Origin of the sequence: Runella salmonicolor, from assembly GCF_024158025.1 — a bacterium.
GTDB lineage: Bacteria > Bacteroidota > Bacteroidia > Cytophagales > Spirosomataceae > Runella > Runella salmonicolor.
Map to the genome: position 1 here is coordinate 340767 of NZ_JAMZEL010000006.1, position 25989 is coordinate 366755.

15 protein-coding genes are annotated in these 25989 nt (G+C 45.3%); 8 read left to right on the forward strand and 7 right to left on the reverse strand.

What is annotated here, in order from left to right; genetic code table 11:
* Positions 1 to 37: 37 nt before the first annotated feature.
* The 3 genes from NCI00_RS16725 to NCI00_RS16735 form a co-directional block, all read right to left on the reverse strand.
* Positions 38 to 1126 (reverse strand): serine hydrolase, encoded by a 1089-nt coding sequence (locus tag NCI00_RS16725; protein ID WP_253529374.1) that lies wholly within the window; start codon positions 1124 to 1126, stop codon positions 38 to 40.
* 65 nt (positions 1127 to 1191) lie between these two features.
* A complete protein-coding gene (locus tag NCI00_RS16730) occupies positions 1192 to 3741 on the reverse strand; it encodes a tetratricopeptide repeat protein (protein ID WP_253529377.1) in 2550 nt (849 codons plus the stop codon).
* Between the two features lie 250 nt (positions 3742 to 3991).
* Complete coding sequence (locus NCI00_RS16735) at positions 3992 to 8584, reverse strand: translocation/assembly module TamB domain-containing protein (RefSeq protein WP_253529380.1); 4593 nt, start codon at positions 8582 to 8584, stop codon at positions 3992 to 3994.
* 95 nt (positions 8585 to 8679) lie between these two features.
* Between NCI00_RS16735 and tsaD the strand changes: the two genes are divergently transcribed.
* The 3 genes from tsaD to NCI00_RS16750 all read left to right on the forward strand — a co-directional run bounded on the left by tsaD (position 8680) and on the right by NCI00_RS16750 (position 15436).
* Complete coding sequence (gene tsaD / locus NCI00_RS16740) at positions 8680 to 9681, forward strand: tRNA (adenosine(37)-N6)-threonylcarbamoyltransferase complex transferase subunit TsaD (protein ID WP_253529383.1); 1002 nt, start codon at positions 8680 to 8682, stop codon at positions 9679 to 9681.
* Between the two features lie 717 nt (positions 9682 to 10398).
* Entirely contained in the window at positions 10399 to 10656 is a 258-nt protein-coding gene (locus NCI00_RS16745) for a hypothetical protein (RefSeq protein ID WP_253529387.1), read from the forward strand.
* Between the two features lie 403 nt (positions 10657 to 11059).
* A complete protein-coding gene (locus tag NCI00_RS16750) occupies positions 11060 to 15436 on the forward strand; it encodes a PAS domain S-box protein (protein WP_253529390.1) in 4377 nt (1458 codons plus the stop codon).
* 53 nt (positions 15437 to 15489) lie between these two features.
* On the opposite strand, the gene NCI00_RS16755 is transcribed toward NCI00_RS16750, so the two are convergent.
* From NCI00_RS16755 to NCI00_RS16765, 3 genes are all read right to left on the reverse strand, one after another.
* On the reverse strand, positions 15490 to 16857 hold the full coding sequence (locus NCI00_RS16755; protein ID WP_253529393.1) for a Gfo/Idh/MocA family protein: 1368 nt from the start codon (positions 16855 to 16857) through the stop codon (positions 15490 to 15492).
* Between the two features lie 164 nt (positions 16858 to 17021).
* Complete coding sequence (locus NCI00_RS16760; protein ID WP_253529396.1) at positions 17022 to 17885, reverse strand: SMP-30/gluconolactonase/LRE family protein; 864 nt, start codon at positions 17883 to 17885, stop codon at positions 17022 to 17024.
* Between the two features lie 136 nt (positions 17886 to 18021).
* Positions 18022 to 18522, reverse strand: a complete 501-nt coding sequence (locus tag NCI00_RS16765; protein WP_253529398.1) for an ATP-binding protein — start codon at positions 18520 to 18522, stop codon at positions 18022 to 18024.
* A 464-nt stretch (positions 18523 to 18986) separates the two neighbouring features.
* Between NCI00_RS16765 and NCI00_RS16770 the strand changes: the two genes are divergently transcribed.
* Entirely contained in the window at positions 18987 to 19703 is a 717-nt protein-coding gene (locus NCI00_RS16770; RefSeq protein WP_253529399.1) for a LytR/AlgR family response regulator transcription factor, read from the forward strand.
* Positions 19704 to 19762: 59 nt separating this feature from the next.
* Here the strand turns inward: NCI00_RS16770 and NCI00_RS16775 are convergent, their stop codons facing one another.
* The gene (locus NCI00_RS16775) at positions 19763 to 20176 is read right to left on the reverse strand and encodes a transposase family protein (RefSeq protein ID WP_253529400.1); all 414 of its coding nucleotides are present in this window, start codon (positions 20174 to 20176) and stop codon (positions 19763 to 19765) included.
* 346 nt (positions 20177 to 20522) lie between these two features.
* On the opposite strand from NCI00_RS16775, the gene NCI00_RS16780 reads away from it, so the two are divergent.
* From NCI00_RS16780 to NCI00_RS16795, 4 genes are all read left to right on the forward strand, one after another.
* A complete protein-coding gene (locus NCI00_RS16780; RefSeq protein WP_253529401.1) occupies positions 20523 to 22370 on the forward strand; it encodes a tetratricopeptide repeat-containing sensor histidine kinase in 1848 nt (615 codons plus the stop codon).
* Between the two features lie 182 nt (positions 22371 to 22552).
* Positions 22553 to 23038 carry a hypothetical protein gene (locus NCI00_RS16785; protein WP_166559959.1) on the forward strand — a complete coding sequence of 162 codons (486 nt, stop codon included), beginning with the start codon at positions 22553 to 22555 and terminating at the stop codon, positions 23036 to 23038.
* Between the two features lie 183 nt (positions 23039 to 23221).
* Positions 23222 to 24172: a threonine ammonia-lyase gene (locus NCI00_RS16790; protein WP_166559960.1), complete on the forward strand. Its 951-nt coding sequence runs from the start codon at positions 23222 to 23224 to the stop codon at positions 24170 to 24172.
* Between the two features lie 109 nt (positions 24173 to 24281).
* Positions 24282 to 24872: a MiaE family protein gene (locus NCI00_RS16795; RefSeq protein WP_253529402.1), complete on the forward strand. Its 591-nt coding sequence runs from the start codon at positions 24282 to 24284 to the stop codon at positions 24870 to 24872.
* Positions 24873 to 25989: the final 1117 nt, after the last annotated feature.

A 25989-nucleotide genomic window follows, 5' to 3' on the forward strand; every position in this document is an offset into this window, starting at 1 on the left:
TAAACGTCCGTGCGTATAAATGGATGATAAAGGCGTGTTAGTTAAGTTTTTTTAGAATAGACAGTATGTCTTTGTTTTTGGCGTCGTTGGTCAATATTCTTTGGATAAAAACCTGAAACTCAGCTTGCAAAAGGGTTTGCTCAAAAACGCCTAGGTTGTTGGTAAAAATAACCATCTCGGTTTTATTCCCTTGTTTGTCAGTGGCATATAAGGCATAATTTAGCACAAATGCCGTAGAGCCGCCCTTGGCTCCAAAATGGACAAACTTCTTTTTGTTGTCAGGATGCAATCGCATAGGCCATTCCATCAATGTATCCAAAACCGTTTGGGCGCTTTTGCTAAAATAAGTCCGACTGTTTATTTTTTTCATCAATCCCGCGTATTCCCGAACGGTTGAGCCAGGAAGGCGGTCTGACCAAATGCGCTGCACTGGAAGCGGAACATTGGCCATATTGAACTTGGCTTTGACCGTAGTATCCACTTTAAGCAATTCAAAGTACTTATTGGTGCGTTGGAGGTACAGCGACAGGGGCATTTTTTTTAGCCCCGTGGCGGAGTGCTCATCCGAACACACGTACAGCGCCGACACAAATGGATACAGTGGTTGGTGCTTACCGAGGCCTAGTTTTGGGAGGTTGGCATTGATATTGTTCAACCCCAATTTCCACATTAAAAACTCAGTATTGGCATTGCTACTAAATTGCATCATGCCTTTGGCCACCTCCATCAACGACGCGGTATTGTTGTCAGTTGATTTTGACGTTTTCAAACTTTCTAACCAGGCACGGTGCGCACCGCCGTCAGTGTCAGGAATATAGAACCGTGCCACCTCGCTCAACGGAACTCGTTCGGTAAGGCTAACTTTTCCTTCGGCCGACTGTTGAGCAAACTCAACAGCAACGATGGTCTTGGCCGTGCTCGCTAACGGCATCAGGGTGTCTGACCGATGCCCAACTAATAATGAGTCATTGCGTACCCAAAAGACTGCGCACTTTTTAGGGTTTTTAAGCAAAAATTCAGCTACAAAATCCTCTTCATAACGCAAGTATTTAAAATAAAAGTAAGCAAAAACGCAACTGAATAATACAGCTAAGACACCTAAGCCAGTGGCCAGTACTTTCCACATAAAGAGTGGGTTATTTAAATTTGAAAGCGTTTATAGGGCAAAATGAATGGGTAAAAGTACAATTTTCATTGAAAACTTCCACGTTCTTTTTCGATGAGTGCGCGTTGGGACTGATAGATTTTCAGAAATGATTGATAGTCGGTAAATGAGGTGAGCGCAAACAGGTCGCGAAGACCCTCTTCGGCGAAATCTGTTAGGCGTAAATGAAGGCATTGAAGAATGTACGTTTTTACCAATTCTGGAGAATCCCGCCGAAACCTGAGGGCGTTTAAAATGAATTGGTATGCGGTTTTGGGTTGTTTTTGTTGATTGAAAAAAACGGTGGCTTTTTGCAAAATCGGTAGGCTAAACGGGTGCTTTCGGAGGGCCGTCAGAAAGTCGGCTTCGGTGGTTAAACTTTTGGCCATATTAGCGGCGGCGTCCTCTTCGGTTCGTTCTCTCAACAACCAGAATTGAAGTGTTTGGCGGGCTAGGGCTACTTTTTTGGAGGTGTCTGCCACGGTTTGGGCGGCTAGGATGTCGAAAGCCGCAATTTTATCGCGATTGTATTCTGAGTAAGCGTAGGCTACCTGCAACTCATTGTAAAAATTTCCGTTGTTGCCCGTATTGATTAATTTTCTGAATAGATTAGCAAGGCTAGTGTCTTGCGCGTATTGATTGGTGTTGTACAGGTACGCAAAATTATTGACGCTCAAGGCCGAATCGCTGGCTAGGGCGAGTTGCGTTTTTTCAACCTTTGTTTTTTCGCCCACCAATTGGGCCAACGCAATGCGGTTGGCTTCGTGAGAAAGTGACGTTTTGACGCTTTGCAAAAGGTTGGTTTCCCGAAAATCAGCTTTTGTAAGTCCAAGGGCTGCTAAAGCATTGGCAGAATCGACGGCGGCCAAGGCTTTTCCCCAAAATGCCAAGAGGTTTGTTTCGGCCACGGCGGTATTGACCGCGTGCTGTCGGGCCAGTTCAAAATAATAATAGGCCGAATCTGCGATGGCCGTACGGGTGTAGAGATAGCCCAAATTATTGTGCAACTCGCCGCTGTGGGTGAAGGTTTGCAGGCCTTTTCGTAGGTTAAAAACAGCATCAAAAAACAGATTTTCGTTCAACAGCGCCTGACTCAGACCAGCATATGCTTGTGGTGTGGGGTCTTTGTGTAATGCTTGTTGAAAGTACGCCCCCGCGCTGAGGCGGTCGCCCTGACGCAACGCCAGCGAAGCCAGCGAAAACCCAGACTTATGATTTTGAAAATCCAAATCAAGCGCCAATTGATAATATTGCTCCGCAAGCAGGTATTCTTGGGTAGCCGTGTGCAAATCTCCCAAGGCGTTGTAATGCCCCGCACGGGCTTGGTCAATGCTGTGGAAACGATTGAGCGATATGAGTAGTACAACGCCCATCACGCCAATCAGCCAAACTTGCGACTGCATAATACGCATAGGCTTGTACATGACTTTATAGACGGCCTTGCTTTGTTTGAACAAAGGCCAAAAATTGAGCCCGATATAGCCCACAAACACCGTCCCCATCGCCAGTTGGGAATAAATAACGGCATCTTCAAACACTTCAATTAGCGGATTATTGTCGGTAAACAACACAAATGCCATGACGCCCGTGGTGACTAATCCTAGCCCAGCATACAGCCAAACGGCCACTTCCCGGAAAGGTATGGCGGTTTCGGTTCGTTTGGCAAGACTCCAAATGCCCAGCACCAAACTGACGCAATACAGCACAAAAGGACTAAGATAGAGGAAGTTGGTTTCGGTCTGCCGCGTGATTTTGAGGTACAGTAGCAAAACACTAAAAAGATATAAGCCCGTGATAAACAAAAAGTTGGGCAAGCTGCTCTTTCCGAATCCCGTGCGTGGATGCGTAACGATGTACACAAAACCAGCGATGATTTCGATAGACAACCATCCGATAAAAATAACGGCGATTATCAATAACGGTACTAAAGAATAAGAGGTAATCGTGAGGGCGGTAAACGGTGTTTTGGAAAAAAAAGAAAAGAATACCGCCAGCGAAATTGTCAGCGCCGTAAAGATAAATATCCGGCGCTCAATCGTAATATCGTCGCGGAAAGCGTGTAGATAGTAGCTGACGCCGCCGAGCAAAACCGCCGCAATGCCGAAGCCCAGGGCTTTTTCAGAACCAAAAAGTTGTAGTACCTCTAAATGCAAACCCGCCAACAGGCCGATAAAAATCATCATTGCACCAATGTACCACCGACCAGTAAGCACCGTAACGGCACTCAAAAGCAACACCACGCCCGCCAGCACGATGCCCCAATAGCCCCAAACCAACCAAGCGGGTAGGTCGGTCTGAAAGGGTACAAATTGTTCTTTCAATAAATAGGCTTTGCCAGGGAGGAGGATTTGTGATTTGGCTGCTTGCCCCTTTGTTGCCGAACTATCTTGTGTTGCATTTTCAGAAAGCGTCAGGCTGTCTAGCGGTACGGGCACCTCGTCCAATTCGCTCAAAACCTCCCAGCGGACGGTGTTTTCAAGGCCTCTATAATGAAAAAATAACAATGCCATTAGGCCCAGAGCGAGCAGGCCCAGCGAGGTGGTGTATAAAAAACGTTGAACGGGATTCCAGTTTTTCCAAAAAATAAGTGACGACATCAAAAGTATATAAACAGAAAAATGATGAACAGAAAAATGTAAAATACATAAGCTTGAAGAAGATATCCTTCTACTTAAAAGTTGCTTATGAATAGAATGCTAACGCGGCGTACCACTATTTTATTCAAATTTATTTCTACTAACCATTCAAAAACAGGTTTTAGACTAAGTTATTTTTTGGATATTGGAAATCAAAATACCGCCTAATAGCGATTTTGAGGGTGCCAATAAGGCTACAGAATAAGCGCACCTAATTCTTCAATTCCTCCAAATTACGGTAGGTGGTCAAGCGCCCAGAATTGGTTTTTGGGGTAGGTGTTGGGGGCGGGGTAGGTTCGGGGCGGGATGCTTTGGGACCGAAGAATCTGAAATTGTTGAAACTGCGCGTAAACAAATAACTCGCTCCGTACGAAATGGCATTAGGCCCGCTGGCAGTGATTTGGTTCTGGATGTTGCGGTTATACATTCGGAGGCGTTGGCTGCCGTCGTCGGTGAGCCAATATTCGAGGGTCCAGTCTAATAGTAAACTGGTGGCATCGTATTGGTTTTGGCCGTACGACAGTCGCCCATCGCGGGTGATGCGGAAACGGTCGTTGAGGAATCGGTACGAAAAACGTAATTGAAGGTTATTGATGGCGTTGGGGTTTGCTTCGTTAAAGTTAAGGTTCAGTCCCGAAACGCCGAGTTCTAAGTTTTCATTGATGGATGAGCCCCATTTGCTCAATTGGCTCGTGACCATCTCGCTGAGGCTGTTGGTCAGTCCCGAAGCCGATTGTAACAAAATGTTGTTTTGGTCGGAAATCAACTGCCCAAAGAGCAGCATACTACTTACCTGCTGCGACAGATACTGCTCATCGCGCTTGAGGCGCTCTTCTACGGCCGTGATTTGGTACGACAAAGTAGAAGGGTATTCTTTGAACTTCAAGCCATACGAAATCTGCGGAGAAAGCATTTTTTCATTTAACGAAATCATCACTTCTACGGGATAGCGCCGGGTATTGAGTTCGTTGGTGGTGGAGGTGCCGCTTGTTTGAAACAGCGGTGAAAGTAAAGCACTAGAGGTATAGTTTGCTTTTACGTCGAGGGTGGCACCGTAGGGGTCGCCCGTCCACGAAATACGACTTCCTTTCTGAATCTGAAATTTCTTATTGATAACGTTTTGGAGGGTAAAGAGGTAGTCTCCGTTTTGAATTTCGTAGGCACCGCTCATGTTGAAATCGCCGCGCGTATCTATTTTAAGGTTAATCAACCCGCGTCCGTAGGCCTTGATGGCATCGCCCGTTTGGCGGTCAAACTGGATTTCGCAATACGCATCGGGCGTCATGTTTAACCGAAAATCCATTTTAATAATGCTTTCTTCGGCAGGTACAATCTTGTCTTTATTTGCGGTCTGTTTGTTGGCGGTATCGGGTAGCGAAGAGACAAATTGCACAAAATCCTCCGATGCTACTTCGGCGGCACCGTCGAGTGGAATGTAGATTTTTGTGCCCCGGTTGCTGGTCAAATCCGCGCTGATTTTGAAGTTGTTTATAGGGCCAAAAATCTCCATTTTTCCCGTGGCGTAGGCACTCCCATAAAACAGTTCATTGTCTCGAATGGTGGTATTTAGGATTTTGAAATTACGCATATCAGCATCAAAACCCAGCGAGAATTTATTAAAACTATCGTGGTATACACCGCCTCGCAACGTAGCGGTATTGCCTTCGGGGTCGGTCAGGCGTAAATTCCGGACGCGAATATCGCTTTCGCCGAAGTACACTTTGTCTTCAAAGGAAAACACCGCTTTGAGGTAATCAAACGTAAGGCGGCCCTGCTTTACATCAACCGTTCCATCCAGTACCGGCGCAGTGACAGGGCCTGTGATAGAAACGGCCCCCACGGCGCGTCCGCTCAAATCCGAGACCAAACCGCGCGCAAAAGGTTCAAGCAGTTGCAGGTTGGTTTCGCTGAAATTGGCCCTTAAATCTAATTCGTTGTTGGCTTGGTTTGGGGTGTAAGTGCCAGTAATAGAAAGTTCACGTTTGGCTTTTGAATCCAGATGAATATCCACGTGGAGGTGCTTGTCGATGGGGTCCCATTCGCCGTCGCCGGTGAGGTTGCCCATCAAAAAGTTATTGTAGGTCAGCTTCTGTACGTCGGCCTTGGTGTCAAAAATTAGCGTCCTGTACAAATCCCGCATCGTAACAGTTCCGTTGACGGTACCTGCCAGATTGACGTTGATAAGGGGCGTTAGGTTAGTGAGTTCAAAGTTACGGGTTTCAAACGAAAGTGTTTTGGTTGAGTCGGTCGAGATTTCACCGTTCAGCGCTAGAAGTTGGTCCTTTCCGTTGGGTTTTAGATTAACGTTGCTCAACGTGACGTTTGGCCCCATGATGGTGATGAGATTGTTGGGGTCTACGTTCCAGTCTTCTTCGAGCAAACGGAGTTTCGATTTTCTGAATTGTAAATAAAGATAATCGCCCACAAACCGAAGTTCGCCGTTGAGTGTAGCGCGGTTAGACATGTTTTGCTGGCGCAGACTACTTCTGAAATTGATGTGGTCGGTTTCCCACGCGGCCTCAAGGGCCAGTTTTTCGGTGGGGGCAATGCCCACCAATTGTTGTTTCTCCGAATTTATAATGGCCGACGCCAGCACCTCGGGGCTATTGGTGAATTTAGACGTGTTGAGGTCAAGCTCTGAATTATAAAAGGAGTTATTGCCGATTTTGAGGGTATCAAACTGCCCCGTCATTGAAAAAATGGACGTATTGTCAACGGTGAACACCCCCTCGGCCGTAGAGCCGTTGGATACGTAGCCGTCGGGGTAGAGAAAGGCCAGCAATTGATCCATTTTTTTTGCGCGGATGCGGTAGTCAATGCTGTACCGTTGCCAAAAAGGCTGCTTGCGCTTTTTGTCCTCGTAGTATTGGAGCCGCGCGCCTTCGTCGCCGAAGAAATACATTTGGTATTCATCAAACAACTGTGCCAAATCGGCCACGGCTTTGGTCGGTTGGAAAACGCCCTGCGCCTGAAAATTAAAAAACTCGGAAGAGATAAACAGACGGCGGAGGCCATCGGTCAGGCGAGAATCAACCAATAGGGTATCTACTACAATGTTACGCTTTTTGAAAGTGGCGTAGCTATTCAGAAATTTAGCCCGTCCCACGATTTCATCCATCGTGTTTCCTTCCAAATCCACGTTTAGTTCGGTATGAATCATGAGCGAGTCGTTCATGAATTTGAGCGCCCGAAGGTCAGCCCGCTGAATAAACCCCTCGGCGTGGTAGACGTATTTGGGTTTTGAGAAATCAAATGCTCCGTCTACATCCGCAATAAGGTTGGAGTCTTTGACGATGACCGAGCCCTTGAAAAACTTATTTTGAAGCGTTCCGTTGAGAAACACATTGCGGTAGTCATAATTATTGTAGCGGAAGCGTGGCAAGCGTCCGTTGAGGTTGAGAGAGGCGGTTTTGAGCGAGAAGCCTTTGCCGCTGATTTTGCCGTTGAGGTCTATCTCCGAAAAATCGTCGTCGTCAACTAGCTTGCCTAGGTCAAAATTATGCGTGTTGATGTCGGCCGTGTAGGTCGGGATTTTGGCGGCTAGGTTCATTTCCAGTTCTTTCACCGTCACTTGTCCTAAGGCCGTTTTAAAATCGCCGTTGAGCTTAAACTTGTCGTAGGTACCGTTGTATTTTCCCGAAAAATCAACTACCCCAAATTTCTGAACCAAGTCATTGAACGATTTTTCGGGGTAATATTGGCGTAAATCGGCGGCGTCAACGCGGGTATTTTTGAGGTCAAAGGCCATCACCGATGTTTCAAACTCTGTCACGCCCTTAAAGCCAATGTCGCCGCGCAACACGCTATTTTTTCCAAACCGTAAGTTTGTTTCGGACAAACGGAAATTGTTGACCGTGCCCACAAAATTGCCGTTGGCGTGCCAAGTTTCGTCGAGGGTAAAAAGATAATCGGCAAACCAGCCCAAATCTTCGGAGCGCACGCGGGTACTGTCTAAGTGTGCCCGCATCAGGATTTTTTCGTTAAAATCGCCAAAAGCGGCGGGCGAATCGTAGTTGAAAGAAATATAGTTGCCAATCACCGAATTGCCGATGCGTGCGTACAATTGGGCCAATTCCAACTTGGTACGACAATACAACACTTTGCTGTCCAGCTCTTTGATGGTGAGGTTGGTGCGTTTATCGAAGGTGCGTAAGTTCTGAACTTTCAAGGCGATGGTGTCCCCCAAAACTAGAAAATTCTTGGCTTCTCCGTTGATACTTTTGAGGGTAAAGTGGTTATAGTCAAAGGTTTTGCCCTGCATTGGTTTTTCGCGCGGGTCGTCCCACCGAAAAGAGCCGTCGATGAGGTGAACCTGTTTGATGACAAAAGGTACGTTTTGATCTTTTACGCCAGGGGCATTGGGGTTGGCTGTTAGCTCTTCAATACGGGCAATGAATGCATCAAGGTTTAATTCTCCCGTTTTAGGGTTCTTTACGAGCCATACCGAAGGTTTGTAAAGTGTGGCTTCGTCGAGGGTGGTGCCAAAAGTCTTCTTACCTTTGCTGAAAATAAGGGACCAAAAATCGTGATTAATATCAATGCGGGCTACATCAATCATCGGGCGACCGTTACGGTCCAAGATGGTGACATCTTCCAACGAAACGGCATCAAACCACTGGACGTTTACGCGGCCTACGGACGTGGGGTGTTGGAGCTCTTTGGAAAGCCATTTGGCTACGCGGTTGACCACCTCGGTTTGTATCGCTGGAAACTGGATGCCCAATATCACTACTTCTGTCAGCAGCATAACCGCGACAAGCAGGATAAAAATGGCATTGCCTATGTACCAGAGGAAACGTTTCATGGCCGCGCTGCGGATAGTCAGTTAAAAGCTTTTTTATGAATAACCCATTCACACTTAACCCTTAACGGATAACAATTAACAAATATTCAAGCGAAATGACAACTATATTAGCCATAGAATCTTCGTGTGATGAAACCTCGGCGGCCGTAATTTCTAACGGACAACTACGCTCCAACATTGTAGCCACGCAGGTGATTCATCAAAAATACGGCGGAGTCGTGCCCGAACTCGCCTCCCGCGCGCACCAGCAGCACATCCTGCCAGTGGTCGAAAAAGCACTTGAAGATGCAAAAGTAAGCAAAAAAGACCTTAATGCCATCGCCTTTACGCGCGGCCCAGGGCTTTTGGGGGCATTATTGGTCGGTGCTTCCTTTGCCAAAGCTCTGGCTTTGGGGCTAAAAGTGCCCTTGATTGAAGTACACCACATGCAGGCGCATGTGCTGGCGCATTTCATTGAAGCGCCTTGTCCTGCCTTTCCGTTTTTGTGTTTGACCGTGAGCGGAGGACACACCCAAATTGTGTTAGTACGTGACGCACTCGACATGGAAATCATCGGCGAAACGCAAGACGATGCCGTGGGGGAGGCTTTTGATAAAACCGCAAAGCTGCTCAATCTTCCATATCCGGGCGGGCCATTGGTGGATAAATACGCCCAACAGGGGAACCCGCTCGCGTTTCCGTTTCCTCTCTCTGAAATGCCCGGGCTCAATTTTTCCTTCAGCGGAATCAAGACCTCCATTTTGTATTTCTTGCAACATAAAATGAAAAACAATCCGCAATTTGTGGAAGAAAACATGGCCGATATTTGTGCGAGTGTGCAGCATACCTTAATCAAAATGCTGTTGCAAAAACTGCGCAAAGCCGCTAAACAAACGGGGATTTCGGAAATTGCCATTGCGGGCGGAGTTTCGGCCAATTCTGGCCTGCGGAAGGCGTTGCTCGAAACAGGGGAGAAAGAGCATTGGAAGGTATACATCCCGCGTTTTGAGTACTGCACCGACAATGCTGCCATGATTGCCATGGCGGCCCACTTTAAATATTTAAAAGGAGAATTTTCTGAACAAACCATTAGTCCGATGCCAAGAATGGCATTTTAGTCCATTTTTAGCAATTTTTTTTCGGGGAGAGAAATCAATTTTAATGGGCCTTGGGCAAGAAAGCGAATGGTACAGCGTTACTACGGCAAGACTTGAGTTTACTTCTTGTCTATGTACAATTAGTTGAAAACCCCGCAGTTTATAATCACTGCGGGGTTTTTTGTGCAAAATACTTTATGTAAGTAGAGGGATAAAATAAGGGCATAGAAAAAGATTGACGTTTGGGTATATTATACCTTTTACACTGCCATTTTTGGCCGTGGCACACTAGGTTTGCTTTTTGATGGCTTGACGATTTAATATCCAAATAAGTCAACGTATATAGTATAGAGTTAGGTTGTTGTTGTTTTCAAAAAAAACTATTTCAGTGTGGTATACATTGAGTACAAACAAAAAGCTTAAGAGGGGGGAAGACGTAAGAAGCATGGTATAGTGACTATTTGCCAGTTTGGGTAAATATTTTAAATACAATGTTTTAAAGCAATGGCTTGACAGTATTGTGGATAGGTAGTTACGATAGAATAATAGAATGTTTGAAGTGTAATTTTAGGGTAAGCTTTTGATGGTCAGGATATTTTCCTGACATAACTTCAAACTTAAATTTTGATAACTTGATAAATTATTGCGTTTAATGTACTAATTTTAGTTCATTAGTTATGTCCTATTATAGGCGCGTTCGGGTTAAAGAAAGATTATACGTATAATACTCAACTTGTTATGAAAAATGAATTTGTTTGTTTGCCAATTACCGATTTATTAAAATACGGGAGTCATGCTGTAAATCGTGGTAATTTGTCTGGAAAAGACGTTTGGGTGTTGAAAGATAATCAACAAAACCCCGTTGCGCATCAATACATTGAAGAAGGAAAACTTCCTTTTCAGGATGTATATTGTGTACTGGAAAAAGATGCCTTAACGAGCCATAAAAGTCATAAATTATTGATAAAAGCTTTTCTGGCAGGCTGCTTGTTTTAGACTAATAAGGTAAAACCTAAGCGGGAACCTAAAAGACCTCATCCATAAACTACATCTTTTTACCTACTCAGGTGAATCATTCTTTGGGTATTGGTGGTATGGTCGTTACCGAGTTGATGATAGCTAATGTAGGGTTCAAGATTGTTTGTTAAACAAAAGTGGGTCAGTAACCCGACATAAATTTTTCAGGAAACTTATTAGAAATATATCTTCTTGTCATTACTTTTGTCTAGCCACCCAATATCATGAATTGTAATCAGTATATTTGAAAATGCGGCTTCCCATCATTTTTAGATTGGCTCTTTTTTAATTCAAATTGTTTTTTGGAATAATGTCAATCAGTCTGGTTGTGCCCCCAACTCTTGATGACGAAATCTAACTTGCGAGAACTCAAAAACCATAAATGGAGAACTTACCAGTACCCTTAAACGAGAGTGAACGATTAAAAGCACTTAAGAATTATCGAATCTTAGATACACTACCCGAAGCTGAATTTGACCGGCTCACCGAGTTGGCCTCTATGATATGCGGTACTTCGATATCGCTTGTTTCGTTAATTGACGAAGACCGACAGTGGTTTAAGGCTAGGACTGGCCTTGGCGTAACCGAAACGGATAGAAGTCTAGCTTTTTGTCAGTATGCTATTATGGGTACTGAGATTTTTGAAGTCGAGGATGCAACACTCGATGAGCGTTTTAAAGATAATTCGCTGGTAACCTCCGATCCCAACATTCGTTTTTATGCTGGATATCCACTGACAGACCCCAATGGTTATGCTTTGGGGTCGCTTTGTGTAATTGATGATCACCCTGGGAAACTTACAGAGAAACAACAACGTTCTCTGCAATTGTTGGCTGAGGTTGCGATTTCATTGATTGTGGAGCGACGAAACAGGGAAGAACAGGCGCATTTTGAAAAACTTTTTAACTCTTCCAACGACCTGATTTGCGTAGCGGGCACAAATGGCTATTTCAAACGGGTTAATCCCGCTTTTCAACAAGTGCTTGGCTGGGAAGATCGCTACCTCTTAGAAACTCCTTTTTTTGAATTTGTTCACCCAGACGATGTAGAAACCGCGCAAGCACAATTAGCTAAATTGGCGCAAGGAGAAATGACGGGGAGTTTTAGCTATAGATTCAGGACCAAAGAGGGGAACTACAAACACTTGGAATGGGCTGCTACGCCCGAACTTTCTACCGAAAGTATTTTTGCCATCGCGAGGGATGTTTCGGCGGAAAAAGAAAAGGAATTAAAACTCAAACTTAGTGAAGACCGATTCAGAGCATTTTTTGAGAATTCGCAAGGGTTGATGTGCACCCATGACCTAAAAGGTAATTTTATCTCGGTCAATGAAGCGGGGGCGGGTATTTTGGGCTACACTGTAGCCGAAATCCAAAGCATGAGCCTGTATGATATTGTGCCAAAAAATGCCCAAGAAGCCCTGACAAAATACCTCCAAACCATTGCCAAGGACGGAAAATCCAATGGATTGATGCATACGCTGGATAAAAACGGCTCGCTGAGAATATGGATATTTAATAACATCCGGGAGAAAGGCGCAGACGGTGAGTATTATGTGATTGGCAATGCGCTTGACATCACCAAAAGGCATCAATTGGAAGTAGATTTAAAACAAACCAAAGAAATGCTCGAACAAACCAACCAAATAGCCCGAGTGGGTGGTTGGGAGCTTGATTTGGTCAAAAATAAAATATTCTGGTCGGATGTTACCAAAGAAATCCATGAAGTAAGCCCCGACTTTGAGCCTGATGTAACCACGGCAATCAATTTTTATAAGGAGGGGATTAATCGAACTAAAATCATCGAGGCATTTACGAAAGCAGTTGAAACGGGAACTTCCTACGACCTCGAATTGCAAATTATTACTGCAAAGGGCAACGAGCGTTGGGTCAGGACATTAGGGAATGCTGATTTTGAAAATGGGAAATGCCGACGAATATTCGGAACGTTTCAGGACATTGATGTTCAGAAAAAAGCCCTTATTGAAACCAAACGTTCCCAAAAACTCCTCAATGATGTACTCCAGTCGGCGTTGGAGGTGGGTATTATTGCAACGGATGCCAATGGAATGATTACGCTTTTCAACCGAGGGGCCGAACAGATGTTGGGGTATAAAGCTGAAGAGTTGATTGGTAAAGTGACTCCGTCTGTACTGCATGATTTTGAAGAGGTTCAGCGCCGTTGCGACGAACTTAGCGTGGAGTATGGGCAGCCAGTTGGAATGTCGAGGGTATTTATCCATAAGGCAGAACTTGAAGGCTCCGAACAACGAGAGTGGACGTATATCAAAAAAGATGGTACACGAATCCAGGTTTCTTTGGTCGTTCATCCTATCCGCGACAATGAGGGAATCGTCATTGGTTTTCTGGGCGTCGCTATTGACATCACCGACCGTAAAAAAACCGAGCAAGCCCTATTTATCGAAAAAGCCCGGCTGCTTGCGTTTGTGGAGCACGCTCCAGCAGCGGTAGCCATGTTTGATAGAGATATTCGTTACATTGCCGTGAGCAACCGTTGGATGGAAGAGTATCAACTAAACGGTCGGAATGTGCTGGGATTGAGTCACTACGAAGTTTTTTCAAATATATCGCAAGAGTGGAAAGACATCCACAGCCGCTGTCTTTTGGGAGCGGTAGAAAAGAATGATGAAGACCGATGGCGGCCCGAAGGATGGGACCACGACCAGTTTTTGCGTTGGGAGGTGCGGCCTTGGTATCAGTTTGATGGCTCGGTGGGCGGAATCATGATGTTTACCCAAGATATTACCGAGATATGCCTACAACGGGAAGAATTGAAAAAGGCCAAATGGCAAGCAGAGCAGGGAAGCGTGGCAAAGTCGGAATTTTTGGCCAATATGAGCCATGAAATCCGGACGCCGCTTAATGGAGTCATTGGTTTTACCGATTTATTACTCAAAACAACACTCAACGAAACCCAGCAACAGTACCTTTCGATTGTCAATCAATCAGCCAACTCGTTGTTGTCGATTATCAATGATATTCTTGATTTCTCAAAAATAGAGGCTGGAAAGTTGGAGCTTGACATTGACAAATGTGACCTCTTCGAAATTGGTAGCCAAACGGCCGACATCATTACCTATCAGGCCCAAAGTAAAGGATTGGAGATGTTGCTGAACATTTCGTTAGACCTTCCCCGCTTTATTTGGGTTGACGAAGTACGACTAAAACAGGTACTGGTGAATCTGCTGAGCAACGCCGTTAAATTTACCAAAGATGGAGAAGTTGAGCTAAAAATTGAACCCCTAACCGACGTAAACCAAGAGGAGGTAACGCTTCGGTTTGAAGTGCGCGATACGGGCATCGGGATAAAGCCAGAAAAACAGGAGAAAATATTCGAGGCCTTTTCGCAGGAAGATGCCTCCACCACCAAAAAATACGGCGGTACTGGATTGGGATTAGCCATTTCCAATAAATTGTTGGGATTGATGGGCAGCCAACTTCAGTTGATAAGCACACCCGGCCAAGGTTGTACATTCTATTTTGATTTGACCCTAAAAACGGAGCCCGGTGAGTCTATCAACTGGGAAAATCTTGACTTGGTCAAAAATGTCCTCATTGTGGATGATAACGACAATAACCGGGTGATTTTGAGGCAAATGCTTTTGTTGAAACAAATCAATTCTGAAGAAGCCCAAAACGGTTTTGAGGCACTTCAGCTGCTGGCTCAAGGCAAGAGGTTTGATGTAATCATGATGGATTATCACATGCCTTACATGGATGGGCTGGAAACAATACGAAAAATAAGAAATAGTTTCAATAAACTTCCTGAGGAGCAGCCCGTTATTCTTCTACATAGCTCTTCCGATGATGGTACCATCATCAAAGGCTGTGAAGAACTGATGGTGAATCAGCGTTTGGTGAAACCCATCAAGATGCAGGATATGTACGATACCCTTTCGCGTTTACATCGAAAAACCGAAACGGTTCCCGTGGTGTTGGAGACTGCTCCCGCGGCCGAGCCTGCACACGAAAAGGAGGTCATTCGCGTCTTGATTGCCGAAGATAATCCTGTCAATATGCTGCTGGCAAAGACCATCATTCGACGAGCCGCGCCCAATGCGGTGATTATTGAAGCCATAAATGGAAATGAAGCGTTGAATTTCTGTCGGACAGAATTGCCCGATATTGTATTTATGGATGTTCAGATGCCCGAAATGAACGGCTACGAAGCCACGCAGAAAATCAGAGAGTTGCAGCAAGAAGCCCACATTCCCATTATTGCGGTGACGGCAGGAAACCTGAAAGGCGAGAAAGAGAAGTGTCTGGAGGCAGGGATGGATGATTTTATAGCCAAACCCTTTGTTGAAGAAGCTATCATTGTTTTGTTTGAAAAGTGGACGGGCGGAGTCCGCAAAAAAGGCGAAAAGGTAGGTGGAGGTTCTGTTCAGGATGCCCGTATTCATTTTAATGTTGAAACCATAAAGTCATACGTGGGTGATGACAATGAAATATTGGAAGAGTTTTTGGGTTTGACAATCAGCGAATTAGAGAAATCATGCAATGCGCTTCTTGAAGAAGCCGATAAGAAAGACCTTGTTGGACTCAAAAAAATTGGACATAAATTGTACGGAACTGCGGTAACGGCGGGTACGTTGGCATTGGCCGAGCTGGCTAGAGAAATAGAACTGCTGACTGAATTTAATCCTGAGGTGGTGGCGAGGTTGTTGCTCCAAACCCAAGACGAGGTTCTGGTGGTCAAACAACTGATCACTGACATTATGATTACGAATGAAGGGTGAGGCATGGCCCCACCCTTCATCTGTAACTCCAAAACTATGACTCTTTTGTCGGGTTAGACTTTGGCTGGGTCGGGGTGTTTGTACGGCTGGCGATAAGGCCGAATCAGGAGGCTGTTGGCTTCCCGGTCACCCACGATTTCGCGTTTCTTGGGGTCATACACCACGGGGCGCCCTACCTTCATGGAAATGTTGGCCAAAATACAGCTTGCGGTAGAAATATGCCCTTCTTCAATGTCGGCTACTGGTCGGCCGCCGTTTTCGATGGCCGCTATAAAGTCAAGCATGTGTAGGCGTGTAGCGGGGGCGGCGTTTAGTTCAATACGCTCTTCGGTATTGTCTTCTGGGTATTTTTCTTTTTCATATACCACATCTTTGTGGATTTTCTCGCCTTTTCCCTGCGGGATAAAATCGTACGCCATGGTGCTTGCCCAGAGGGTGCCTTTGTCACCATAAAGCGTAAACGACCACGGATAGGCTGGGTTGTTGGGCGTGCCCCAAGTACGGTGTTGCCACACACAGTTTAGCTCGGGATATTCAAAGACCGCCGATTGTGTATCTGAGATATTGGATTTGCCTTCTTTTTGTACATAAATACCTCCCTGTGAAGATATTCTGGTAGGCCATCCTAATTTTAGCATCCAACGAACGGTGTCAAACATGTGGACGCACATATCGCCCGTGATGCCGTTGCCGTATTCAGTGAAGGTACGCCACCAACGGATGTGTGGCAGGCCGTCGTAAGGCCGCATGGGGGCGGGGCCAGTCCATGATTCATAATCCAAAAACGCGGGTACGGGTTCGGTCGGCGGATTACCGTTGTTGCGCATGTGAAAATAGCAACACATTTCAACGTGCGATATTTTGCCCAGCAGGCCAGCATCAACGATGTTCTTTTTGGCGTCGATGAGGTGAGGGGTGCTTTTGCGTTGTGTTCCTACTTGTACTACTTTACCGTATTTGCGGGCCGCGGCCACCATGGCTTCTCCTTCCATTACGTCAACGCTGATGGGTTTTTGCACGTATACGTGCGCGCCTGCTTTTAGGGCGTCGATGGTTTGGAGGGCGTGCCAGTGGTCAGGAGTGCCGATGAGCACAATGTCCAACTGATTTTCGGCTAGCATTTTTTTATAATCGCCGTACAGCTTGGGTACTTTTCCTGATTTCTGACGTTGGCTCACGAGTTTTCCAGCGGCTTCTAGCATATTTTTATCCACGTCGCAGAGCGCAACGACATCGACGGAGGCAACCTGAATGAGCCGAAACAAATCGCTTTTGCCGTACCAGCCCGTACCAATCAACGCTACGCGGTAGGTTTTTGCCAATTTTAGGTTCGTCACTCCTTTGGCATTGACTGCCGTAAGGGCCAAAGAAGCAGAGGTTCCGAGTAAGAAACGTCGACGGTTGATGTGAAAATTATCCATTAGAAATTAAAGGTTTTCGTGCGACAGCCGTCGCGGTTTAGTAGTATTACTCTTCTAAAAGTGGCTTCCATGCGGCAAATACTTTTTTATCCGCCATGATTTTCACAGGTACTATTTTTTAGTGGTTTCGTCAGGTTTTTTGGGACGAAAAACCTGACGAAAAGTTATTCAACCCCTTTCACCTGCATTTGGAGGGTGAAAACGGCCTTAGAGGCGGTAATAAACAATACATCACGGTTTTTGCCGCCAAAACAAACATTGGCCGTCCAGCCCGCTGGTACGGCAATGCTTTCTATTTTCTTTCCGGTGGGGTCATACACGGTCACCCCTTTGCCGGTGATATAGAGGTTGCCACGATTGTCGAGGGTCATTCCGTCGGAGCCTTGCGAAAGGTGCAATTGGCGATTGGAGAGCGTACCATCGTCGTTGATTTGGTATTTGTAGGTTTTGCTGGCCCGTATATCGGCTACGTAGAGGTACTTGCCGTCGGGGGTTCCCACAATTCCGTTGGGTTGTACCAATGCATCGTCCACAATCACGGCTTCTTTTTTTTCTTTTGGCAAATAGTATACTTTTTGACCTTCAATTTCGGGCTTTTTACGGGTCCAGTAGTCGCGCTGATAGTACGGGTCGGTGAAATATATGCCGCCCTTCGCGTCGAGCCATAAATCATTAGGGCCGTTGAATTTTAGCCCCTGATGGCCATCCAATAGCACGGTTGTTTTTCCTTTCGGGCTAATGGACCACAGCTGGTTGTTTGCGTCGGCACACGAAATAATGTTCCCTTTTTTGTCAATAAAAAGTCCATTGGAACGACCTGCTTTCTCCATAAACAGGGATAATTTTCCGTCGGTGTCGTATTTCCAGATTTTATCGTTGGGTTGGTCAGTAAAAAAGATGTTTCCTTTTTTATCGACCGCTGGCCCTTCGGTAAAAGCGAACTGCTCCGAAACCAATTGAATTGTGGCGCCTTCCGCCACCAATTTAGGGGAGTCGGTTGATTGGCTATGGGCGGATGAAAGAGGCATCAGTAAGACAGAAAATAGAAAGAAAGTTTTGGGACAACGAGTCATAGCATTGGGAGTTATACAACGCAAGTATAAATGCGGTTTGTGGCCATTTCTACTTCTTTCCCAATACACTCTTCAGTAAGAAAAAAAGAAATTAATCAATGAAATCGGGTGGGAGTTGGTCGCAGAGCAGAGCGGCGAGTTGGGCCGCAGGCAGTTTATCGGCCTCTAAACTCATCGAAACTGATAGCTCAGACAGGGGTTTCCAACGCTGACCCGTAGGTTCGGAAAGTAGGGGAAAAGATTGATGTCCTTCGCGCAGGCGTTGGGTGTCGCGTTGGCGGCAGGTGCGGGGAGATGCCAGCAGCGCCACCGTCAAAATATTGGTACCTGGCGCCCGCCAAAGGCGGTCGAGCATCATGCTCAGTTGGGGCGATGTGCCGGTGCTTTCGAGGATGCAGTAGTCGGCTTTTAGGGCAGCCATCCAAAGTTGATTCCACGCGGTATTTTCTTCTTGGGGCGTGGTGACCTTCAATCGTTGGCGAAAATCATCAATCGCCAGTACCTCATAAAATGGAAGGAGTCGTTTAAATTCCTGAATGACGGTGGTTTTTCCTGCCGCAGGTGGCCCGATGAAGTTGATGATGTGTCGCATAGCCAAAGGTACTTCCGATTTAACACACCAGCGAGTGCTTTTTTCAGAGGGGCCTTCTTATGAAATCAATATTGTTCCAAAAGTAAAGTTGTCCAAATCAAAAATACCTTTTTTGATTTGGACAATAGAACATTCCCAGAAAATCTTTATTAAATGAACAGTGCCCTGAAATGACGCTCGGACAATGCTGAAATAGTGTGTATGCTTAAAAAAGTAGGGTAAAATGGTATAAAAAGAAGTAAGGTAAAGTTTGTTTTTTACAGACGTTTGCTAGTTTTGTATATCCTTATCTGGTATTTATACCATTAAGTTTGATTATTAAAGGATATGCAAAGATATAACCCGAGGTGCGTTTGACAAAGCCCAAAAATAGAAAATGGATGAATGACTCCTTTTGGTATGTGAATCCTTAATTATGGTAAATGAAAAACAAACGAGCCTGTATTTATTCGCTCTATTAAGCTATGAAAATAAACACGTTAATTATTGATGATGACATCAATTGGCAAAAAATCTTGGGCAAATTTGTGCAGATGAACCCCCTTCTCGAACTGGTAGGGGTGTGTGGTTCGGTGATGGAAGGCTACGCCAAAATGGCCGAAAAAGAGGTGGATTTATTGATTTGCGATATAGAAATGCCCGAAATGTCGGGGCTTGATTTTATAAAAAGTATCCGCTATGCACCCTGTGTTATTTTTGTGACTGCCCACCGCGATTATGCCTTGGATTGCTACGATGTATCACCTGTTGATTTTCTGTTGAAGCCCCTTGACTTGGATCGTTTTTTGCAAAGCATCGAAAAAGTACGGCAGCGCTTGGCCGTTTTGCCCGAAGCTGCCTTTGTCTCCCCCTATTTTTTCGTGCGTGAAAACCTAAACTATGAGCAGATTGCGTACGATGATGTGCTCTACATGAAAGCGCAAGACAATTTTCTGCAAATCGTGACCAAACAAAAAAATTACCTGCCGATTATTTCGATTACCAAAATGGAAGAACAACTCAAAGGTGACGCATTTTTGAGGGTTCATCGTTCATATTTGGTCTATCGAGGTGCCATTAAGAGCATTACTAAAAATGATATTGTGCTTAACTCGGGTGAATTCATACCCATCGGAGACCAATACCGCGCGCAAATCAACCGCAAGCACATTGAAGGATATTTGATCAGTAGGAGCAGTTAGAGCAGGCTTTCAGGGTTGGATAAACGCTGTTCTTTCTTCCAGAAATAATGCTGCATTTGTTATTTGTGTATTTTATTAAACAGAAGCTCTTTTTTGTATTTTGAGAGAGAATCTGGGTTGGCTTTGATGGCTTGAGATAAGATAGGGCGCAGAATTTTTATGTACTTACTGACTTTGGGTTGGTCGATGCCGAAAAAATCGGCCAATTGAGCCTGCCGCACATTGCCATTTACATACGCCAAAATAAAAAGAAGTGAGTCGCGGGTGTCGGTAAAGATGGCGTTGCCATGAACAAACGGGCGACGATTTCGGGGAGTGCCTTCTAGCGTAAATTCATTAAAATAGTCATTCAGGCTGTTTTCAAAAAATGGATGGAGTGATTCAAATTGGCGGCGGTTTAATCCTGTAAGACGACGCAGCATCGACTCATTGTTTTGTAAGTTGCAATAGCGCCAAGGAGAAAAGTCGGGCATGTGGGTGAATCTTTTAATTTAAAATGAAGTGTTGAGTAAAAACGGTCTTGGAAGTAAAGACCTAAAGACAACCAAGCATGTTACTTGATTGGTTAAGTATGGGCATTAGCTCAGTGCTAAAAAACCATATTTTTTGTTTAAAATTATGTATACCAAACCCCATTTTAAAATTAAAAACCTTGAAGTTGGCGAATGGGCTTGTTTTGTATTTAAAGAGGCGTAAATTTTACGTAAAATGGAAGGTGTTGGGAGGTCTAAGTTTAATAATTATCAACTCATTGTCACATGTTTTTTTGGGACAATTCAAGGTTGGTATTATAAGGGTGCTTAATTTTTAAAAACGTTGATGAAAAACAATTGTGTTTTTGTTTTAGTGTGTAGTTTGTTTTACGGAGTTATCCAAGCGCAGGTTTCGATTCCAGCGCTCCGACAACAAGCCGCCACCGCCCATACCGACAGCAGCCGTAGTCGATTATTTTACGAATTGGGGCGGCACTATGGGGAGCAAAATCTCGACTCTGCTTTTTATTTTTTGAACCAATCACTTACGTTGGCCCAACAGGGTAAAGATTTATATGCCACCGCGCGAGCAATGTACGGGTTGGGGTTTAGTTATTTGTATTATCAACAGGATGAGAATTTGGCCATGCAATGGCTAAAAAAAGCAGTGGGTGTTGCCCAAAATAACAAAGATTACGTGTATTTGGCCAAAGGCTACCAATTGTTAGGGGTAATTGCCATGCACCAAGGTATCGGAAACCCTCATGATTTTTTTGAAGAAGCAGTGACCTACGCCCAAAAGTCGAAAGATTGGCGGACTATCATGGACACCTACGAAGTGATTTCTAATGTATACCAGAATCGAGAAAAATACGGAGAGGCGGCCCAGTTTATATTAAAAGCCATGGACGTGTGCAAGGAGCACGACATCGACAGCTGGCTTTCGAGTGGTTTGGATTATTGTGATATGCTCGAAAAACAAAACAAACGGGCCGAAGCCCGGTCGTTTGCTAAAATGCTCTACGCTTATAAAGATAAGCTGAAACAAACCAAAGGGTATTTTGTGTACATGAACGACCTTGGAAGGCTCGAAACCAAGCTCGAAAAATACACCCAAGCCGAGGCTGTTTTTGAGAAAGTATTGGCGTATGAAAAACAAAAATCAAAGGTAGATACCTTTCATCTGTATTTCATCTTTCGGAATTTAAAAGATTTGTACGCTGAGCAAAAGGCTTTTGAGAAGGCATTTCGGGTGGGCAATGAACTCACGGAAATTCGGCTGTGGTTGGCGCAGAAAAGACAGACCCGCGACAGCCAGCTCCAAATGACTCAACTGAAATCGGCCTATGATTTAGAAAAAAAAGAAAGGGAAATAACCCTTCTGGCCCAACAAAAACGCGAACAGCAGATGGGGCTCATTGCGGCGGTGGTGGTGGCGGTGCTGCTGATTAGTTTTGTGGTGGTTTTGCAACGAAACAACCAGCGTATCGAACGTCAAAAAACGGAGCTAACGGCACTCAATACCACAAAAGATAAACTTTTTGCCATTTTGTCGCATGATTTACGGTCGCCCGTGGCAGGACTCAAAAATTATCTGATGCTTACCGATTGGGGGGTGTTGACGCAGACTGAATTTGCGGATTCGACCAAAAACCTGACCGTTCAGCTCAATAATGTTCATACCATGCTCGATAATGTATTGAATTGGTCTCTCTCTCAAATGCGGGGGATTCGCCCCAAGCGGGAGAATGTGGAGGTTGCGTCCATTATTGAAGATGAAATTGAGTTGCTGCTGCCTATGGCCCAAACCAAAAATATTCAAATCGTCAATGAGATTTCTGCCAACGTCCAAATAATGGTTGACCGAAACCACGCCGCCGTTATTTTCAGGAATTTGCTGCAAAATGCGCTCAAGTTTACCCATTCGGGCGGTAAAATCAGGCTCAGTTATTCTAAAGAAAAGGACATGCACCAGTTTGTGATAGAAGACACGGGCGTGGGAATGTCGGAAGAGCGGCTTCAAAATTTGTTTCAACTCAACAAAACAACATCCCAAATGGGTACGGCCCGCGAACAGGGTACGGGCGTAGGGCTGGTTTTGGTGAAAGAGCTCGTGGGGGCCAACCAAGGTACATTATCGGTAGTAAGTGAGTTGAACCAAGGCACAATTTTTACGCTTGAGTTTAGACACTGAACTAACGTTTATCGGTACTTCTTTTGCCAGTTCAGTCGCCCAAAATGACACTTCAGTCGGTTTTAAATTGGTTGTGCGCCCTCTTAGGGGCAATATTTACGGCGTCAACGGGCCGTGTTTAGGCTTTGCTGATATACAGTTACAACCATTTTAAAAATAAAAAACAAAACGCTGTGAAACGAATGAACTCTTTTGTGGTGGCCGCAATGGCCATCCTACTCATGACTGTGTCTGGGTGCAAAAAAAATGACATCGAAGTGGAGCCTGGAGCCAATGGATTGCCTTTTGTTGGCAAACGTCTTATGCTTTCTTCTTTCATCATGGATCCCGCCGTGGACTTTGACGGTGATGGTAAACTCGACCCTGATTTGATGTTTTTATTGCGTGATTGTGATAAAGACAACATCATTATTTTTGAAAAAGGAGGCCGACTTGGAGGAGAAAACGGCGCCAAGCGCTGCGACGACGATGACCCTGCAGGAGGAAATCCAAGTGCATGGACTTACAATGAACAAACCAAAATGCTCCGTATCGTAGACGGTGACGATAAAAATGACATCTCGGAGTGGAAAGTAGTAGAGGCTTCCTCAAAACTGCTGAAAGTGGAGATTGAAGAAGAAGAGGATGGAGAGCCCGTAAAAATAGTGATGACCTGGAAAGCGGTCTAGCGCCCGTTTGTAATTGGAGTGTAGGAAGCCGTGCCCTGCGAGGTGCCCAAACTGGATTTCAGTTCAGGCGCTTCTGGGGGCGCGGCTTATGTATGTTTGCTCAGGGGCAAGGATGGAAAAAAAATGAGTTGTTTTGTCGAAATTCGACATTTTGTACCATATTCGCTTCCAAAACTCAGCAAAATGATTCCAACTCTATCTATTATCACGGCGGCTCATGACCGCATTCGGCCCTACATTCATCATACGCCCACGCTGACCTGCCAAACTTTGAACCGTGTCAGTGGGGCTGATTTATATTTTAAGTGCGAAAATTTTCAAAAAATTGGGGCATTTAAGGCCCGGGGCGGGGTCAATGCCGTTTTGTCGCTGACGCCCGAAGAACTTAAAAACGGAGTCACCACCCACTCTTCCGGCAACCACGCCCAGGCCATTGCCTACGCGGCGGGGTTGGTCGGAACCAAAGCCTACATTGTGATGCCTCGCACGGCACCTCAGGTGAAAAAAGATGCCGTACGCGGCTATGGGGCCGAAGTGATTGAGTGTGAGCCTACGCTTGAAGCCCGCGAAAGCACCGTAGAGCGGGTCATTGCCGAGCACGGGGCTACCATGATTCACCCGTTCAATGATTATCGGGTTATCGCTGGCCAAGCCACTGCCACCAAAGAACTTATCGAAGACCACGGCCCTTTTGATGTGATTATGGCACCCGTAGGCGGGGGAGGACTGCTGAGCGGAACCGCGCTGGCGGCGCATTATCTGGCACCCAAAACCGAAATCATCGCGGGCGAGCCAGAAGGGGCGGCCGATGCCGTACTTTCTTTTAAAACTGGAAACATAGAGAAAGCGCCTTACATTGACACCATTGCCGACGGCCTGCTGACGAATTTGGGCGATAAAACCCTCGAAATCATCCGGCTGCATGTAAGGGATATTCTACTCGTAAGCGACCCCGAAATCATCGCTGCCATGCGCCTGATTTGGGAACGTATGAAAATCATTATTGAACCTTCTTGCGCGGTGCCATTTGCGGCCTTGCTCCGCCACAAAGAGCGCTTTGAAGGTAAAAAAGTAGGCATCATCCTCACGGGTGGCAATGTCGACTTAGGTAAATTGCCCTTTGGTAGCAACTAACCTCTGGGTCTCTCGTTCTCTCCGTGGTTAATAAAATAAACCACAGAGAAACAGAGAGCCACAGAGACTGAATACTGATAAATGTTGAATGATAACTGTTAACTGTTAAATGATAACCACGCTCGGACTCGAACTTCCCACCGACCCGCGTTGGGTCAATATTGCGGAAATGCAGCTGGAACAAATCCTAGTAGACCATGCGTATTGTGAGCAAAAAGCCGCGTCGGCCTGCATTTCGATGATTGTGCATTTTCCAGAAAAAGAAAAACTTGTTGAAGTGATGACGCCCGTGGTGGCCGAAGAATGGGGGCATTTTCGAATGGTGCTCAAAGAACTTCATAAACGCGGGTATAAACTCGGACGCGCCCGCAAAGACGAATACGTAAACCGATTGCAAGAAATCGTAAAGAAAAAAGGTGACCGTGACGAAGTGTTTCTCGACCGCCTGCTGGTGTGTGCGCTGATTGAAGCCCGTAGCTGCGAGCGTTTTAAACTTCTTTCTCTGCACATTGCCGACGAAAGCTTGCGGACATTTTACCACGAGCTGATGGTTTCGGAAGCGGGGCACTATCGCAATTTTATCGAACTCGCCGAAGAATACCTGCCCGCCGAAAAAGTACGCGCTCGTTGGAAAGAACTCCTCGCCGCCGAAGCCCACATCATGAAAACCCTCGACCTACGCGGCGACCGAATGCACTGAGCAGGGATTTTAGAAAATGGTACCCCATAAAAAAGCACCCAAGTAGGACTCGGGTGCTTTCTGTTTTCTTAACCTAAACTACTATTTCATTTCTCTATGGCTGTATATAGGAGATAAATAAATAGCTTCAAACTTAGTGCCAATGCGTTAAGTTGTTGATTATCAATAAAGTGAAAGTGTATTTTTGTCCGTTTACGGACAGTGGAAGATTGGTAGCGGACACGCGACGAAATATGCACACGTGGGGGTATTGTTTTTCTTCGTTGAGGGTTTTTGTATCCTCAACCAATTGTTGTATTTCTAGCGTTAAAGTACCGTTGTAGATATCGCGTATTTTAAGTATCCCTGTAATGCAGATAGTTTAAAATTAGATATTATATAATTTTCATTAATGCTGAACTGCTATGAAAAAAACGAAGTTTACCGAAATACAGATAGTCTCTAGCCTTAAACAATAGGAGAACGGTATCCCCTCCAAGGAGATTTATCGTCAAAATGAGATTTCTGAGGCTATATTCTATAATTTGAAAAGCTTCCTGCAAAAATGATACAAGTAATTCAGTGTCTTTTCTAACCTCCTCAATTTTTTCTTTCAACACTTGAGCCATACTCTGCTAGCGGGCTTTCTTGACCAGTTTCTGAAGGCTCTATCCCAGCTTCCTGAGGATGTGGCCTACCTGAGTCGGATCATGGCTTACACCAAATAGCCTCTCACTCCATGCATTCACTCGCTGACGGGTCCATACCTCTCCGCTGAACCCATGATGTTGTGCACCCTGTTCTAATTCCTCCCCCAGCTTCGCCAGTTGGTGCGACCAGTTACTTTCCGAGCCAAAAGCCCCTGCATACCTGCCTCCTTGTTCTTCTTTAAAGCCTGGCTGACCTAGTTTTCGCCAAGTCCAAGGGCCATACAAATATCTTTTTGACGCCAGCTGACTTCTTTCATCTCTACATCGCGTTTTCGGAACACTTCATGGTCGCTTGGTTTGTAAAGGGATCAAAACCAAAAGTTGTGGAGTAACTTAGATTAAGCATATATCTGAGTTAGCCGATACAGGAAGAATTCTACGTTTCTTACCCCTCTGAACTGACTTCTGAACGCTTTGATTTTGGCGTT

Excerpts from the sequence above, each read along its gene's own strand:
- NCI00_RS16775 (WP_253529400.1), bottom strand. The coding sequence starts at position 20,176 with ATGCCCGACTTTTCTCCTTGGCGCTATTGCAACTTACAAAACAATGAG.
- NCI00_RS16770 (WP_253529399.1), top strand. The coding sequence starts at position 18,987 with ATGAAAATAAACACGTTAATTATTGATGATGACATCAATTGGCAAAAA.
- NCI00_RS16765 (WP_253529398.1), bottom strand. The coding sequence starts at position 18,522 with ATGCGACACATCATCAACTTCATCGGGCCACCTGCGGCAGGAAAAACC.
- NCI00_RS16725 (WP_253529374.1), bottom strand. The coding sequence starts at position 1,126 with ATGTGGAAAGTACTGGCCACTGGCTTAGGTGTCTTAGCTGTATTATTC.
- NCI00_RS16730 (WP_253529377.1), bottom strand. The coding sequence starts at position 3,741 with ATGTCGTCACTTATTTTTTGGAAAAACTGGAATCCCGTTCAACGTTTT.
- NCI00_RS16760 (WP_253529396.1), bottom strand. The coding sequence starts at position 17,885 with ATGCCTCTTTCATCCGCCCATAGCCAATCAACCGACTCCCCTAAATTG.
- tsaD (WP_253529383.1), top strand. The coding sequence starts at position 8,680 with ATGACAACTATATTAGCCATAGAATCTTCGTGTGATGAAACCTCGGCG.
- NCI00_RS16750 (WP_253529390.1), top strand. The coding sequence starts at position 11,060 with ATGGAGAACTTACCAGTACCCTTAAACGAGAGTGAACGATTAAAAGCA.
- NCI00_RS16780 (WP_253529401.1), top strand. The coding sequence starts at position 20,523 with ATGAAAAACAATTGTGTTTTTGTTTTAGTGTGTAGTTTGTTTTACGGA.
- NCI00_RS16745 (WP_253529387.1), top strand. The coding sequence starts at position 10,399 with ATGAAAAATGAATTTGTTTGTTTGCCAATTACCGATTTATTAAAATAC.
- NCI00_RS16785 (WP_166559959.1), top strand. The coding sequence starts at position 22,553 with ATGAACTCTTTTGTGGTGGCCGCAATGGCCATCCTACTCATGACTGTG.
- NCI00_RS16735 (WP_253529380.1), bottom strand. The coding sequence starts at position 8,584 with ATGAAACGTTTCCTCTGGTACATAGGCAATGCCATTTTTATCCTGCTT.
- NCI00_RS16790 (WP_166559960.1), top strand. The coding sequence starts at position 23,222 with ATGATTCCAACTCTATCTATTATCACGGCGGCTCATGACCGCATTCGG.
- NCI00_RS16795 (WP_253529402.1), top strand. The coding sequence starts at position 24,282 with ATGATAACCACGCTCGGACTCGAACTTCCCACCGACCCGCGTTGGGTC.
- NCI00_RS16755 (WP_253529393.1), bottom strand. The coding sequence starts at position 16,857 with ATGGATAATTTTCACATCAACCGTCGACGTTTCTTACTCGGAACCTCT.